General features: G+C 69.1%; 13 protein-coding genes. 8 read left to right on the top strand and 5 right to left on the bottom strand.

Annotation, left to right across the window (positions count from 1 at the left end; all coding sequences use genetic code 11):
• Positions 1–22: 22 nt before the first annotated feature.
• From ACSVDM_RS24485 to ACSVDM_RS24500, 4 genes are all read right to left on the bottom strand, one after another.
• Positions 23–892, bottom strand: a complete 870-nt coding sequence (locus ACSVDM_RS24485; protein WP_439268203.1) for a potassium-transporting ATPase subunit C — start codon at positions 890–892, stop codon at positions 23–25.
• A 1-nt stretch (position 893) separates the two neighbouring features.
• Entirely contained in the window at positions 894–3020 is a 2127-nt protein-coding gene (gene kdpB / locus ACSVDM_RS24490; protein WP_439268205.1) for a potassium-transporting ATPase subunit KdpB, read from the bottom strand.
• A gap of 1 nt (position 3021) precedes the next feature.
• Positions 3022–4692 (bottom strand): potassium-transporting ATPase subunit KdpA, encoded by a 1671-nt coding sequence (kdpA, locus tag ACSVDM_RS24495; protein WP_439268207.1) that lies wholly within the window; start codon positions 4690–4692, stop codon positions 3022–3024.
• 82 nt (positions 4693–4774) lie between these two features.
• Positions 4775–4903, bottom strand: a complete 129-nt coding sequence (locus ACSVDM_RS24500) for a hypothetical protein (protein ID WP_281201968.1) — start codon at positions 4901–4903, stop codon at positions 4775–4777.
• Positions 4904–5003: 100 nt separating this feature from the next.
• Here ACSVDM_RS24500 and ACSVDM_RS24505 point away from each other — a divergent pair, with 100 nt between their 5' ends.
• From ACSVDM_RS24505 to ACSVDM_RS24535, 7 genes are all read left to right on the top strand, one after another.
• Positions 5004–7529 carry an ATP-binding protein gene (locus ACSVDM_RS24505; RefSeq protein ID WP_439268209.1) on the top strand — a complete coding sequence of 842 codons (2526 nt, stop codon included), beginning with the start codon at positions 5004–5006 and terminating at the stop codon, positions 7527–7529.
• A complete protein-coding gene (locus ACSVDM_RS24510; protein WP_439268211.1) occupies positions 7526–8266 on the top strand; it encodes a response regulator in 741 nt (246 codons plus the stop codon). Before ACSVDM_RS24505 ends, ACSVDM_RS24510 begins: the two co-directional genes overlap by 4 nt.
• 106 nt (positions 8267–8372) lie before the next feature.
• A complete protein-coding gene (locus ACSVDM_RS24515) occupies positions 8373–8819 on the top strand; it encodes an OsmC family protein (protein ID WP_439268213.1) in 447 nt (148 codons plus the stop codon).
• Positions 8820–8834: 15 nt separating this feature from the next.
• Complete coding sequence (locus ACSVDM_RS24520; RefSeq protein ID WP_067493403.1) at positions 8835–9113, top strand: acylphosphatase; 279 nt, start codon at positions 8835–8837, stop codon at positions 9111–9113.
• Between the two features lie 25 nt (positions 9114–9138).
• Positions 9139–9840, top strand: a complete 702-nt coding sequence (locus ACSVDM_RS24525) for a hypothetical protein (protein ID WP_439268215.1) — start codon at positions 9139–9141, stop codon at positions 9838–9840.
• Complete coding sequence (locus ACSVDM_RS24530; protein ID WP_439268217.1) at positions 9840–11003, top strand: glutathionylspermidine synthase family protein; 1164 nt, start codon at positions 9840–9842, stop codon at positions 11001–11003. Before ACSVDM_RS24525 ends, ACSVDM_RS24530 begins: the two co-directional genes overlap by 1 nt.
• A gap of 27 nt (positions 11004–11030) precedes the next feature.
• The gene (locus ACSVDM_RS24535) at positions 11031–11486 is read left to right on the top strand and encodes a DUF350 domain-containing protein (RefSeq protein ID WP_067636770.1); all 456 of its coding nucleotides are present in this window, start codon (positions 11031–11033) and stop codon (positions 11484–11486) included.
• Here the strand turns inward: ACSVDM_RS24535 and ACSVDM_RS24540 are convergent.
• Positions 11483–11950, bottom strand: a complete 468-nt coding sequence (locus tag ACSVDM_RS24540; RefSeq protein ID WP_357150430.1) for a DUF1707 SHOCT-like domain-containing protein — start codon at positions 11948–11950, stop codon at positions 11483–11485. The genes ACSVDM_RS24535 and ACSVDM_RS24540 overlap by 4 nt on opposite strands.
• Before the next feature lie 244 nt (positions 11951–12194).
• Here ACSVDM_RS24540 and smc point away from each other — a divergent pair, with 244 nt between their 5' ends.
• Positions 12195–15923 (top strand): chromosome segregation protein SMC, encoded by a 3729-nt coding sequence (gene smc / locus ACSVDM_RS24545; RefSeq protein ID WP_439268238.1) that lies wholly within the window; start codon positions 12195–12197, stop codon positions 15921–15923.
• The last annotated feature ends 1 nt before the right edge of the window (position 15924 follow it).

The following is a 15924-nucleotide window of genomic DNA, read 5'->3' on the forward strand; positions in this document are numbered from 1 at the left end:
CCGTGGTACCCGGCGCATCCGTTCAGCGCGACAGCGGGAACTGTTCGTCCAGTGCGAGATTGAGCTCGAGGACGTGCACGCGCGGTTCACCGAGGAAGCCGAGCGTGCGGCCGTGGGTGTGCTCGGTGAGTACCGTGCGCACCTGCTCGGGGGAAATGCCGCGTGCCCGGGCCACCCGGTCGACCTGGATGGCGGCGTATTCGGGGGAGATGTGCGGGTCGAGGCCGCTGCCGCTCGCCGTCACCGCGTCGGCGGGCACCGCCGGGCGGGCTGGTGCGTCGCCGGGGACTGGAACGAGCACGCCCGTCGAATAGTCCTCGCCGGTTCGCGCGCATTCCACCGCGACACCACGGAAGGTTGCGGTGAAGGGGCGTGTCGGACACGGCTCGCTGACGCTGACCACCCGATCCGGCCGCGAGACGTCACCGTCGGCATCGCGCGGACCGAGCACCGAGACAACCGCGCCCACAACGCTTTCCGTGCAGAACTGACGACGGCCGTCGACCCCCTCACGGTCGCCGACCTCCACGGAACGCGCGCAGACGGTGGTGAGCAGGCTGGTCCGGTCGGCCGTATCGACGATGTCCTCCGGGCCCAGATTGCTCGCGGCGGAGGCGAGCGGGTCGTAGCCCTTACCCGCCGCCGACGGACGGCTCTGGAAGTACTGCCCGAGGGCGGTGCCGTCGGCATCGGTGAACGACTGCCCGATCAGACTCGAGCCCACCAGCCTCCCGTCCCGCTCGACGAGCGAACCGGCGGCTCGATGATCCAGACCGGGCAGCTGGGCGATCGTGAAAACCGCGAGGGGATAGACGATTCCGGTGATCGCGGTGAGTACCAGCAGGGCACGCAGGGCGGCCAGGTGCTGGCGGAACCAGGTCGAAGTACGCATGTCAGGACATCCCGGGAAGGAGTTGGACGAACAGATCGATGACTTTGATGCCGAGGAACGGCGCGACGATGCCACCCAGCCCGTAGACGGTCAGGTTGCGGCGCAACAGGACCGAGGCGCTGCTGGGCCGGTATCCGACACCGCGCAGAGCCAACGGGATGAGTGCGACGATGACGATCGCGTTGAAGATCACCGCCGACAGGATCGCCGACTGCGGACTGGCCAACCGCATGATGTTCAGCGCGTCCAGTCCGGGGAACAGCGGCACGAACAGGGCCGGGATGATCGCGAAGTACTTGGCGATGTCGTTGGCGATGGAGAACGTGGTGAGCGCCCCACGGGTGATGAGCAGCTGTTTGCCGATCTCCACGATCTCGATCAACTTGGTCGGATCCGAATCCAGATCGACCATGTTGCCCGCCTCTTTGGCCGCCGAGGTGCCGGTGTTCATGGCTACGCCGACATCGGCCTGGGCCAGGGCGGGGGCATCGTTGGTGCCGTCGCCGGTCATCGCGACCAGGCGGCCCCCGTCCTGTTCCTTCTTGATGAGAGCGAGTTTGTCCTCCGGCGTCGCCTCGGCGAGGAAGTCGTCGACGCCCGCTTCGTCGGCGATCGCCTTGGCGGTCAGCGGGTTGTCGCCGGTGATCATCACCGTGCGGATGCCCATCCGCCGCATTTCGTCGAAGCGTTCCCGCATGCCCTGTTTGACCACGTCTTTGAGATGGACGACGCCGAGCACGCGGGCGGTGCCGCCGTCGACCTCGCCGACCATCAGCGGTGTTCCACCGGACGCCGAAATACCGTCGACGATGGCGGACGCTTCGGCCGGTACCGAACCGCCCTGCGTGCGAACCCAGTCGGCGACGGCACCGGCAGCGCCCTTGCGCAAGCGGCGCCCGTCGGCCAGGTCGACACCGGACATGCGCGTCTGGGCGGTGAACTCCACCCAGACGGCGCCCGGCAGTTCCCCCGCACCGCGCTCGCGCAGGTTGAACACCTCCTTGGCGAGGACGACGATCGAGCGGCCCTCCGGGGTTTCGTCGGCCAGGCTCGACAACTGCGCCGCATCGGCCAGCTCGTCGTCGAGAATTCCTGGCACGGTGACGAATTCGGCGGCTTGACGGTTGCCGAGGGTGATGGTTCCGGTCTTGTCCAGCAGCAGCGTGTTCACATCGCCCGCCGCCTCCACCGCACGTCCCGACATGGCGAGCACATTGCGCTGCACCAGCCGGTCCATCCCGGCGATGCCGATCGCCGAGAGCAGGGCACCGATGGTGGTGGGAATCAGGCAGACCAGGAGCGACACCAGCACGATGCCGGTGATGCCGTCGCCGTCGAGCGCCAGGGTGTCGGCCACGCCCGGGTTGTTGGACTTCGAGAAGATCGCCAGCGGCTGCAAGGTCGCGACCGCGAACACGAAGATGATCGTCAGCGCGGCGAGCAGGATGTTCAGCGCGATCTCGTTGGGCGTGCGCTGCCGGTTCGCGCCTTCCACCAGGGCGATCATCTTGTCGATGAAACTCGCGCCGGGTTCCTGGGTGATGCGGACGACGATGCGGTCCGAGAGCACGGTGGTGCCGCCGGTGACCGCCGAACGGTCGCCACCGGATTCACGGATCACCGGCGCCGATTCACCGGTGATCGCGGATTCGTCCACCGACGCGATACCCTCGACCACATCGCCGTCGCCGGAGATCACCTGGCCGGCCTCCACCACCACGAAGTCACCGCGACGCAGTTCAGGGGCGGCGACCCGCTGCTCGACGAGCGGGGCGCCCGGCGTCCAGTCGGTGAGCCGACGGGCGACGGTGTCGGTCTTGGCTTTTCGCAGGCTCTCGGCCTGCGCCTTGCCGCGCCCCTCGGCGACGGCCTCGGCCAGATTCGCGAAGACCACCGTGAGCCACAGCCAGGCGACGACGGCCCAGGCGAACAACGACGGTTCGGCGACCGCCAGCACGGTCGACCAGGCCGCGCCGATCTCCACGATCAGCATGACCGGGTTCTTCCAGAGGGTGCGCGGGTCGAGTTTGCGGATCGCCTCGGGCAGCGCCGTGCGCAACAGCGTCGGGTCGAGGACGCCACGGGCGGGCCGCTCGGTGTGCGGGGAAGCGAGGGTGGGAACGGACATGTCAGTGGATTCCTTCGGCGAGCGGCCCGAGCGCGAGGGCGGGCAGGAAGGTGAGCGCGACCAGGATCACCGTCACCCCCACCACCAGGCCGACGAACTGCGGCCGGTGGGTGGGCAGGGTGCCGACCGAGGCGGGCGTGTGGCCCTGCGCGGCCAGCGAACCGGCCAGCGCGAGCACGACGATGATCGGGACGAACCGGCCGAGCAGCATGGCCAGCCCGAGCGCGGTGTTGAACCAGGTGGTGTTGCCGGACAGCCCGGCGAAGGCCGAACCGTTGTTGTTGGCGGCGGAGGTGAAGGCGTACAGCACTTCCGACAAGCCGTGCGGTCCGCTGTTGAGCATGCTCTCGCGCGGCCCGGGCAGGGCCGTGGAGACCGAAGTCCCGACCAGCACGATCAGCGGGCTCACCAGGAAGTACGTGGCGGCGAGCTTGATTTCGCGCGGCGTGATCTTCTTGCCGAGGTATTCCGGGGTGCGCCCGACCATCAGCCCCGCGACGAACACCGTGATGACGGCCAGGATCAGCATGCCGTAGAGGCCCGAACCCACCCCGCCGGGCGCGACCTCGCCCAGCTGCATGTTCACCATGGTCACCAGGCCACCGAGGCTGGTGTAGGAGTCGTGGAAGGAATTCACCGCACCGGTCGAGGTGAGGGTCGTCGCCCCGGCGAACACGGCCGAATCGGCCACGCCGAAGCGGGTTTCCACCCCTTCCATCGACGCACCGACGGCGGTGGGAACGGTTCCGTGGTGTTGCAACTGGAACATGCTGAGCAACGAAACACTCACCAGCGCGATGGTTCCCATCACCGCGACGATCGCGTAGCCCTGCTTCGTGCTGCCGACCATGCGCCCGAAGGTGCGCGGCAGCGAGAACGCGATCAGCATCAGCGCGAAGATCTCCACGAAGTTCGTCCACGTGGTCGGGTTCTCGAACGGGTGCGCGGCATTGGCGTTGTAGAAACCGCCGCCGTTGGTGCCGAGTTCCTTGATCGCCTCCTGGCTCGCGACGGGACCGCCGGTGATCGTCTGCGCGCCGCCGCCGAGTGTCTGCGCCTGCTGGTCGTGCAGGTGGAAGTTCTGGATCACTCCGCCTGCCACCAGCACGACCGCGACGACGAACGCGAGCGGCAGCAGGATGCGCACGGTGCCGCGCACCAGGTCGACCCAGAAATTGCCGAGCTCACCGGTGCGGTGGCGGGCGAAGCCACGGACCAGCGCGACGGCCACCGCCATACCCACTGCCGCCGACACGAAGTTCTGCACGGTCAGCCCGGCCATCTGGACCAGGTGGCCCTGGGTCGACTCGCCGGAGTAGTTCTGCCAGTTGGTGTTGGTGACGAAACTGGCGGCGGTGTTCCATGCCAGCGCCGGGGTCATCTCGGTGCCCGGATCGTTCAAGTGCAGCGGCAGCGCCCCCTGGACCAGCTGGAAGAAGAACAAGCCGAGCACGCCGACGCCCGAGAAGGCCAGCACGCTGCGGGCGTACACCGGCCAGGTCTGCTCGACGTCGGGGTGCGCGCCGATCGCGCGGTAGATCAACCGCTCGGCACGGGAATGCCGCTCGCCGCTGTACACCCGGTACATGTAGTCACCGAGCGGCACGTGCGCCAGTGCCAGCGCGAGTACAAGGGCCGCGAGGAAGACGATCCCCGCTGTTGTCGTGGTCACTAGAACCTCTCCGGGAAGAGCAGGGCCGCCACCATGAACACGGCGACACCCGCGGCGAGCACCAGACCGACCAGATTCGCGATCACAGCTTCTCCAGCCCGCGCTGGATCAGGCCCAGCAGGGCGAAGACCGCCACGGTGAGCACCGTGAACACCACCACAGACATGTCCGACCTCCTCGCGCCCCACCGTGGGGCGCCAAGCCGAGTCAAGGCCTTCGGATGGGTGGCGCGGGCATTCCTTACGGATCCTTAGCGCGCCTCGGCGCCGCCTTTGCGGGTTGTTGACGGTGCCCCGGGCGATGATGAACCGGTGAAACGCGGTCGACTACGCATCTACCTGGGTGCCGCACCCGGCGTCGGCAAGACCTACGCCATGCTCGGTGAGGCACACCGGCGGCTCGAGCGTGGCCGCGATGTGGTGGCGGGCGTGGTGGAGACCCACGGGCGGGCGAAGACCGCCCAGCTGCTCGACGGGATCGAGCGGATCCCGCCGAAGGCGGTGCGTTACCGGGGCACCGAACTGCCCGAGCTCGATGTCGACGCGGTGCTCGCGCGCAGGCCCGCCGTGGTGCTCGTCGACGAACTCGCCCACACCAACGCACCGGGCAGTGCGAACGAGAAACGCTGGCAGGACGTGGAGGCGATTCTGGACGCGGGGATCGACGTCATCTCCACGGTGAACGTGCAGCACCTCGAGAGCCTCAACGATGTGGTCGCCCAGATCACCGGCATCGAACAGCGCGAGACCGTACCCGACGCGGTGGTACGCGGGGCTGACCAGGTCGAACTCGTCGATCTGACGCCGGAAGCGCTGCGGCGCAGGCTTTCCCACGGCAACGTCTACGCCGCGGACAAAGTCGACGCGGCCCTGCGGAACTACTTCCGGCCCGGAAACCTCACGGCCCTGCGCGAACTCGCGCTGCTCTGGCTGGCCGACCAGGTCGACGCGGCACTCGCGAAGTACCGGGCCGACCACGACATCACCGAGCTGTGGGAGGCGCGTGAACGCGTGGTCGTCGCGGTGACCGGTGGTCCCGAATCGGAGACCGTGGTGCGCCGGGCCGGGCGGATCGCTTCGAAATCCAGCGCGGAACTCGTTGTGGTGCATGTGGTCCGGGGCGATGGTCTGGCCGGAGTGTCCACACAACGGCTGGTGCGGCTGCGCGAACTCGCCGCCGCGCTCGGCGCCTCGCTGCACACCGTCACCGGCGACGACGTGCCGACCGCCCTGCTGGAATTCGCGCGCGAGGTCAACGCCACGCAGCTGGTACTCGGCACCTCGCGGCGCTCGCGCTGGGCCCGGATGCTCGACGAGGGCATCGGCTCCACCGTGGTGCAACGCTCCGGCAAGATCGACGTGCACATGGTGACCCACGAGGAAGCCAACCGTGGGGTCCGGCGCAATCCGCTGCGGACGCGCCAACCCGTGGTCGCCTGGGTGGCTGCCCTGCTCGTGCCCACGCTGGTGAGCGTGCTCTGCTGGGCGGTGCTCGACCGGCATCTGCAACTCGGCGGGCTCAGCGCGATGTTCTTCGTCGGGGTCGTCGCGGTCGCGTTGCTCGGTGGGGTGTTACCCGCGATCGCCTCGGCCTTGCTGTCGGGACTGTTGCTGAACTGGTTCTTCACCGCGCCGCGCTACAGCCTCACCATCGCCGAACCGGACAACTTCGTCACCGTGGTCGTGCTGTTGATCGTCGCGGTGGCGGTGGCGGCGCTCGTCGACCTCGCGGCGAAGCGAACCAGGCAGGCGCGCAAGGCCTCCCGCCAGGCCGAGCTGCTCACCCTGTTCGCGGGCGCGGTGTTGCACGGCGCCGATCTACCGCGTCTGCTCGAACAGGTCCGCGAGGTCTACGGGCAACGCGCGGTGAGCCTGCGCTGCGGAGACGAAGTGATCGCCTCGGTCGGAGCCGACCCGCCGCATCGGGTCGCCGACGCGGAGACCGCGATCGAAGCGGGCGACGCGACCAGCCTGCTGCTGCTGGCCGGGCATCCGCTCGATCCGGGGGAGCGGCCGGTACTCAACGCGGTGGCGAACCAGGCCGTCGGCTTGGTGCGTCAGCAGCGCCTCACCGAAGAGGCGGGGGCGGCGGCCGCGCTGCTCGAAGCCGACCGGTTGCGACGCGCGTTGCTGTCGGCGGTGAGCCACGACCTGCGCACACCGCTGGCCGGGGCGAAGGCGGCGGTGTCGAGTCTGCGCAGCGACGACGTGGAATTTTCGCCCGAGGACACCGGCGAGCTGCTCGAGGCCATCGAGGAATCCGTCGACCAGCTCACCGCCCTCGTGGGCAACCTGCTCGATTCGTCGCGCCTGGCGGTCGGGGTGGTCACCCCGCAGACGCGGCAGGTGTATCTGGACGAGGCGGTGCATCGGGCGCTCGTCAGCGTGGGGATGGGCACGAGGGGCCTGCGGCGCGCGGCGATGGACCGGGTGACGGTGGAGGTGGGTGAGAACTCGGTGTCGGCCGACAGCGGATTGCTCGAACGAGTGCTGGCGAATCTGCTGGACAACGCCCTGCGCCACGCCGGACGCGACACGCCCGTGCGCGTGACCGCGGATCGCGTCGGTGACCGGGTCGTCGTCGCGGTCGTCGACACCGGGCCGGGCGTGCCCGCGGGCAGCGAGGAGCACCTGTTCGAACCGTTCCAACGGCTCGGGGACCGCGACAACACCACCGGCGTCGGCCTCGGACTGTCGGTGGTCCGCGGATTCGCCGAGGCCATGGGCGGTACCGTCCACGCCGAACCCACGCCCGGCGGCGGACTGACGGTACTGCTCGACCTGCCTGCCGGTGCGTCTGCTTCGACCACCCCCGCCGCGAGGAATGTGAGGACATGAGCAACTCATCGGGGACGGACGCGCCGCCGCCAGGCGAGTCCCGGTCGGCCGGGTCCGCCACCCGCGTGCTCGTGGTCGACGACGAACCGCAGATCGTGCGCGCGCTGCGAATCAACCTGTCGGTGCGCGGGTACGAGGTGTTCACCGCGGGCAACGGCGCCGCCGCGTTGCGCGTGGCCGCGGAGAAGCAGCCGCACGTGGTCATCCTCGACCTCGGCCTGCCCGATCTGGACGGGATCGAGGTGCTGGCCGGGCTGCGCGGGTGGACCTCGGCACCGGTGATCGTCCTCTCGGCGCGCACCGATTCGGCCGACAAGGTGGAGGCGCTCGACGCGGGCGCCGACGACTACGTCACCAAGCCGTTCGGGATGGACGAACTGCTGGCCCGGCTGCGGGCGGCGGTCCGGCGCGGTGCGGGGGCGGCCGACGAGGCGGAACCGGTGGTCGTCACCGACTCCTTCACCGTCGACCTGGCCGCCAAACAGGTCACCAAGAACGGCGCACCCGTCCACCTGACCCCCACCGAATGGGGGATGCTCGAGATGCTGGTCCGCCATCGCGGGAAACTGGTGGGCCGCAAGGAATTACTGCGCGAGGTGTGGGGCCCGGCGTATGCCACCGAAACCCACTACCTGCGGGTCTATCTCGCCCAGCTGCGCCGCAAACTCGAGGACGACCCCGCCCATCCCCGCCACCTGCTCACCGAACCAGGCATGGGCTACCGCTTCCACGAGTGAGACGGTCGTGGGACAGGGTGCGCGGCGTCACTCACCGGAATGACGGTCGCGGTGCCGACGTTCCCAGGCGTGAGTTGTTCCCCACGAGGATGGCAGGATCAGGCCTATGGCAGTTGAGCAGAACGCACCCGTGACCACCGCGCCCGTCGAACTGTGGGTCGAGCGCACCGGAACCCGGGCCTACACCGGACGCAGCAACCGTGGCGCCGAAGTACTGATCGCCTCGCAGGGTGTGCCCGGCGCGTTCACCCCCGGTGAGCTGCTGAAGATCGCCCTCGCCGCGTGCACCGGGCTCAGCTCCGACCTGCCGCTCTCGCGTCGCCTCGGCGACGACTTCGACGCGACCATCCGTGTCTCCGGCGACGCCGACCGCGAGAACGAGCTGTACCCGCAGCTCGACGAGGTGTTCGAGCTCGAACTGTCCGAACTCGACGAAGAGGCCCGCGAACGGCTGCTCGTCACCGTGCAGCGCGCCGTCGACAAGGTGTGCACCGTCGGTCGCACACTCAAGGCGGGCACCAAGGTGACCTTGAACTTCGACATCGACGCCTGACCCCGAGGAGCCGCTGTGACCGAACCTGTCCGACTGTCCGCGTGGGTCCACGGGTACGTCCAGGGTGTGGGTTTCCGCTGGTGGACACGCTCGCGTGCACTGGAGCTCGGTCTCACCGGGTACGCGCGCAACCATGCCGACGGACGGGTCCACGTGGTGGCCGAGGGACAACGAACCTCGGGCGAGAAGTTGCTGGAACTGCTACGGTCCGGCAAGGCGCCTGGGCGGGTCGACCTGGTTGTGGAAAGCTGGGAGCCCGCGCGCGGTGACATGACCGGATTCGAGGAGCGGTAGAAGTGACTTCGGGGGTTAGGCGGCAGTGAGCACACACAACCCTGGTTCGCCCGACCAGCCGGACGAGCCGGGCGGATCATCGCCCTGGACCCCGCCCGAGTCCGGCGCGGCCCCGACCCCGCCGGAACAGCCCGCGGGCACGCCGCCCACCTGGCCCCCGCCACCGCAACAACCGCCGCAACCACGTCCCGGCCGGGTGGCCAGGCAGGAACCGGGCCGCACCCAGCCCCGCCCGCCGACGGTCGCCGAGGCACGGGCGCGGGAGAAGGCACGCAAACAGGCCGAGCAGGCCGAACGGGCCGCCGCCGAAGCCGCGGAAGCCAAGCGCCGCACCAGGAAACGGGTGATGATCGGCGGTGTCGCCGTAGTCGGTGTCGCGGCCCTCGTCGGCGGCGGCTACCTCGCCTACCGGGCGGTCAACGCGCCCGAACAGGTCACCGCCTCCTGCGTGCAGATCGACCAGAACGGCCAGGAGGTCGTCGTCCCGGACGAGCACTGTGGCGACGGCAAGACCAACTTCCGCAGCGACAGCTCCGGTGGCATGGGCAGCCTGATCCTGCTCGGCTGGCCGCAGTACCGCTACCACTACGGCGGCAACGCCACCATCGGCCGGCCGCCGAGCGGGGGCACCTCGGTGAAACCGCGCAACGCCGAGATCAAGACCAAGTCCGGCACCACCGTTCAGCGCGGTGGCCTGGGCAGCAAGTCCGGCGGGAGTGGGTCTTAGTGCGACGTGTCGCGAGTACGCCCCGGCCGGGCTGGCAGCAGATCATCGAGAGCCAGGGACTCGTCTACGGCGTGCCCGGCCGCGATGCCAGCGGTCAGCCACGGCCCTACTGGGACGAATCAGTGCACTACGAGTTCTCGATGGACGAGATCCTCGCGCTGGAAGCCGATGTGGAACTGCTGCAGTCGATGTGTCTGCACGCGGCCGAACACGTGGTGCTCACCGAGCGGTACGCCGATTTCGGTCTGCCCGAATGGAGTTGGGGCCCGATCGCCGAATCCTGGCGGCGCAGCGACCCTTACGTGTACGGCCGGTTCGACCTGCGCTACGACGCACGCCGTCCTGCCAAACTGCTCGAGTACAACGCCGACACCCCTACCTCGCTGCTCGAGGCGGCCATCATCCAATGGCACTGGTTGCAGCAGATGTATCCCGGTGGCGACCAATGGAATTCACTGCACGAGAAGCTGGTCGAGCGCTGGGGCGAGCTGCGTGACGTGCTGCCCGGCACCGAACTGCACTTCACCTGGTCGGGTGCCGACGCCACCGGCGAGGACAACGTCACCACCGCCTACATGCAGGAAACCGCCGCCGAAGCGGGCTTCGACACCGTCGCGCTGCCGATCGAGGAGGTCGGGTTCGACACCGAACTCGGCCGCTTCGTCGACCTGGCCGAGGCGCCGATCGAATCGATCTTCAAGCTGTACCCCTGGGAATGGATCCTCGACGACGACTTCGGCAAGCGTGTCGTCGCGAGCATCCCGCAGACCGCCTGGATCGAACCACTGTGGACCACCCTGCTGAGCAACAAGGCGCTGCTGGCGATCCTGTGGGAGATGTATCCCGGCCACCCGAACCTGTTGCCCGCCTACCTCGACGACCCGCACGAGCTCACCGAATACATCCGCAAACCCAAGCTCGGCCGTGAAGGCGCCAACATGACCATCGTCGGTCCCGGCATGGAAACCGCGACCGGTGGGGTGTACGGCGCCGAGGGCTTCGTCTACCAATTGCTCGACCCGCTCCCGGAATTCGACGGCATGCGTCCCGTGCTCGGGGCGTGGGTCGTCGGTGACAACGCCGCCGGGCTCGGTATCCGCGAGACCGCGGGCCTCATCACCGATGACGGCGCCGCGTTCGTCCCGCACCGCATCGTCGACTGACCACAACACTGTTTCGAAAGGACCACGATGACCGCCCTCGCCCTGGAATCGGGTTATTGGAGTGCGCTCGGTGAAGGCGTCGGCGCCATCATCCTGTACTGCCTGATCGGCCTGATCCTGATGCTGATCGGCTTCTTCGCCATCGACCTGACCACCCCCGGCAAGCTGCGCGACCTGGTGATCGCGGGCAAGCCCAACGCGATCATCGTCTCGGCCGCGGGCATGATCAGCATGGCGTTCATCGTCGTGTTCGCGGTGCTGGCCACCGATCCGGGCGCCAAACTGACCCAGGGACTGATCACGGCGGTCGTGTTCGGCCTGGTCGGCATCGTCGCGCAGGTGATCTCGGTGCGCGTGGTCGAGAAGGTCACCGGCATCGACATCGGCCGCACCCTGCACGCCGACACCTACACCCCCGAGGTCCTCGTCGTGGCCGCCGCCCACTTCGCCCTGGGCCTCGTGGTGGCCTTCGCGATCCTCTAGTGCGGGTTGATGTGCTTCATCTGCTTCTGTAGCTGACGCAGGTGGGTGGCCGAGCCCGGCTGGGCCTCCCAGCCGGTGACCACGCGGAACAGCAGGACCGCGCCCCACGGGCCGATCACCCACATGGGCCAGAAGTAGGTGAGTTCGCCCGCGGTCAGCGAGATCAGGCCCCAGATGACCAGCACGATGATGCTCACGCCGAGCCAGCTGCCCGCTTCGATGCGCTGCCACACGGGGATGCGCGGCGCCTGCTTCGGCGGGGTGGCGGGCTGCTTGTCCGGGAGGGCAGGCAGGTCCGACAGGACGAGGGCGAGGTCGTCGCGGGTGGTGGTCGCGTAGACCTTCGCGACGCGCTGGTCGTACTCGGCCAGATCGAGTCTGCCGTCGGCCAAGTGGGTGCTCAACTGGGCCACGATCGCATTGCGCTCGGCATCGGACGCGCGCGTGCCGGGGGTGATGTCCATACCGACAACCTCTCGTTCACCAAACACAGTGATCTGCTGGTACCAAGCGTCCACCCTCCACTGTGTAATGTCAACCCTTCGTCCGCCTACCGGCCGGAGGTTCACGGCGCCACGACGGCGATCGGATAGGCTCACGCGAGCACACGGGCGGCAACACAGCCCGGTGCGATGTTCCAACCGCAGGCCGCGTGTCTTGCCCTCTCGCACCTAGGTCTGGCCAGAACTCCCGGAGAGGCGGGTGGCGTTGCATCTGAAGAGCTTGACGCTGAAAGGGTTCAAGTCTTTCGCGTCCGCAACCACGTTGCGCTTCGAACCCGGCATCACCTGTGTCGTCGGGCCCAACGGGTCGGGCAAGTCCAATGTCGTCGACGCGCTCACCTGGGTGATGGGCGAGCAGGGCGCCAAGGCGCTGCGCGGCGGCAAGATGCAGGACGTCATCTTCGCCGGGACCAGCGGACGTGCACCCCTCGGGCGTGCCGAGGTGACGCTGACGATCGACAACTCCGACGGCGCGCTGCCCATCGACTACGCCGAGGTGTCCATCACCCGCCGTATGTTCCGCGACGGCGCGGGCGAATACGAGATCAACGGCAGCAGCTGCCGCCTGATGGACGTGCAGGAACTGCTGTCGGACTCCGGTATCGGGCGCGAGATGCACGTGATCGTCGGACAGGGTCAGCTCTCGGCGATTCTCGAGTCGCGGCCCGAGGACCGGCGCGCGTTCGTCGAAGAGGCCGCGGGCGTGCTCAAGCACCGCAGGCGCAAGGAGAAGGCGGTCCGCAAGCTCGACGCGATGCAGGCCAATCTCGCCCGCCTCACCGACCTCACCACCGAACTGCGCCGCCAGCTCAAACCGCTCAGCAGGCAGGCCGAGGTGGCGCGGCGCGCCCAGACCGTGCAGGCCGACCTGCGCGACGCCCGGCTGCGCCTGGCCGCCGACGACCTCGTGACCCGGCGCGGCGAACTCGAGTCGCAGCTGAGCAAAGAGGCCTACGCGCGCGAGCAGCAGATCAACGTGCAGTCCGAGCTCGACGCCGCCAATGCCGCGCTTGCCCAGCAGGAGTTCCAGTTGTCGCGGCTGAGCCCGAGCGCCGAGGCGGCCGCGCAGACCTGGTTCCAGCTCTCCGCGCTGGCCGAACGCGTCAACGCGACCATCCGCATCGCCGCCGATCGCGCCCGCAACCTGCACACCGAGGCGCCTGTCGGCACCGGCCGCGACCCCGACCAGCTCGAAGCCGAGGCCGACCGGATCGAGGCCGAGGAAGCCGAACTGCGGTACGCGGTGGAAATGGCGGCCGAAACGCTCGAGGCCGCGCGGGAAGCGCTGGCCGACCGCGAACACGCCGCCAAGGCCGCCGAGCAGGCGCATCTGGCCGCTGTGCGGGCCATCGCCGACCGTCGCGAAGGGCTGGCGAGGCTCTCGGGTCAAGTGGAGACACTGCGCACCCGCGCGCAGTCCGTGGACGCCGAGATCGCGCGGCTCTCGGTCGCCATCGCCGATGCCCGGCACCGCGGCGAGGCCGCCCAGGCCGAATACGACACCGTGCAGGACGAACTCGGCGAACTCGACGCGGGGGAGAAGGGGCTCGACGCCCAGCACGAACACGCCGTCGCCGCCTTGGAACTGGCCGACGAACGGGTGCGTGAACTGCGCGAACAGGACCGCGAGGCGAGCAAACTCGTCGCCCGGCTCGGTGCGCGCATCGAAGCGCTCGAGATGAACCTGGCCCGTAAGGACGGTGCCGCCTGGCTGCTCGAACACGGGGTGAGCGGCGTCGGCGACCGGCTGTCGGGCCTGCTGCGCGTGGAAGCGGGATTCGAAGCCGCCCTCGCCGCCTTGCTCGGCCCGCTGGCCGACGCGATCACCGCCGACACCGCCGCGGCCGCCGATGCGGCTGTGCGCGAGCTGCGAGCGGGTGACGGTGGTCGGGTGGCATTCGTCTTCGCCACCGCGAGTTCGGCCTCGTCCGCTGCTGAGAGCGGCTCGTCGGCGGGCGAGACTGTGACGCGCGATCTTGCCGATGCCGGGAGTAGTTCGGTGGGGTCGGGTCGAGGTCGTGCGCTCTCGGCAGACGCTGAGCGTGCGCCGCTGCCCGGAGGGGCCAGGTGGCTCGCTGATGTCGTCGACGGTGCCGCGCAGGTGCGGTCCGCGTTGGCCGCGCTCACCGCAGGTGTTGTCGTCGTCGACGATCTGGCAGCTGCCACGGCGCTGGCTGCCGAGCGACCGGAACTGCGGGTCGTCACCCGTGACGGTGATCTGGCCGGGTCGGGGTGGGTCATCGGCGGTTCCGAGCGGATGCCGAGTCAGCTCGAGATCCAGGCCGACATCGACGCCGCAACCGCCGAATTGGCCGCCGCGCAGCGCCGCGCCGAAGAGCTCGAGGCCGCGCTGGCCGGTGCGCTCGCGGAGCAGACCGATCGCAAAGAGGCCGCCGACCACGCGCTGATGGCGCTGCACGAATCCGATCAGGCGCTGCTGGCCATCTACGACCGGCTCGCCCGGGTGGGGCAGACCGCGCGCGCCGCGCAGACCGAGGGCGAACGACTCACCGCCCAGCGCGCCGAGGCCGAAGCGACCAGGGAGAAGTCCCTCGCCTCCCTCGCCGAGCTCGAGGACCGGCTGCGCCACGCCGAAACCGAGCACGACGACAGCGACGACAGCTACGGCACCGCCGGAACCGAGACCGCCGGACGTGCCCGCGAGGAAGCCGCCGCCGCGCTCGCCGAGGCACGGACCATGGAGGTCGAGGCACGACTGGCGGTGCGGACCGCTGAGGAGCGAGCGGAATCCGTTCGGGGCAAAGCGGATTCGTTGCGTCGCGCCGCACGTGCCGAGCGGGAGGCGCGGGCGCGGGCCGAGCGGGCGCAGGCCGCGCGTAGGCAGGCGGCCGCCGTCGCGGCGGCGGTGGCCGAGTCCGGTGCCAAGATCGCGAAGGAACTCGAGCAGGTGGTGGCTGCGGCCGCCGCTCGGCGCGACGAATTGGTCCGGCGCCGTGGGGAAGTGGCGTCCGCCGTGGAACAGGTCAAGGAACGGGCGCGCGCCCTGAACACCCAGCTGGCCCAGCTCACCGACGCCGTGCACCGCGACGAGGTGGCCAAAGCCCAAGCGGCGCTGCGCATCGAACAGCTCGAGACCACCATCTCCGAACAGTTCGGTATCGCGCTGGCCGATCTGGTCGCCGAATACGGTCCCGATGTGCCGTTGCCGCCGTCGGCGTTGGAGATGCAGGAATACGAGGACGCCAAGGAGCGCGGCGAGCAGGTCACCGCGCCGCAGCCGATGCCCTACGACCGCGCCACCCAGGAGCGCCGCGCCAAACGCGCCGAGAAGGACCTCGCCACCCTCGGCAAGGTCAATCCGCTCGCACTGGAAGAGTTCGCGGCCCTCGAGGAACGCTACAACTTCCTCGCCACCCAGCTCGAGGACGTCAAGAACGCCCGCAAGGACCTCCTGGACGTGGTCGCCGAAGTCGACGCCCGCATCCTGCAGGTGTTCACCGAGGCCTACGCCGACGTGGAGCGCGAATTCGTCGGGGTGTTCGCGAAGCTGTTCCCCGGCGGCGAGGGCCGGCTCGTGCTCACCGACCCGTCCGACATGCTCACCACCGGCATCGAGGTCGAGGCCCGGCCGCCGGGCAAGAAGGTCAAGCGGCTGTCGTTGCTCTCCGGTGGCGAGAAGTCGCTGACCGCCGTGGCGCTGCTGGTCGCCATCTTCCGCGCGCGCCCCTCCCCGTTCTATGTGATGGATGAGGTGGAAGCCGCCCTGGACGACACCAACCTGCGCCGCCTCATCGGCCTGTTCGAACAGCTGCGCGAGAAGAGCCAGCTGATCGTCATCACCCACCAGAAGCCGACCATGGAGATCGCCGACGCCCTCTACGGCGTGAGTATGCGCGGTGACGGCATCACCCAGGTGATCTCCCAGCGACTCACCCGTGCCGCCGCCCCGGTCGAGGCGTCCGCTCCGGCCTGAC

It is taken from the genome of Nocardia sp. JW2 (genome assembly GCF_051843015.1).
Classification (GTDB): Bacteria; Actinomycetota; Actinomycetes; order Mycobacteriales; family Mycobacteriaceae; genus Nocardia; species Nocardia coubleae.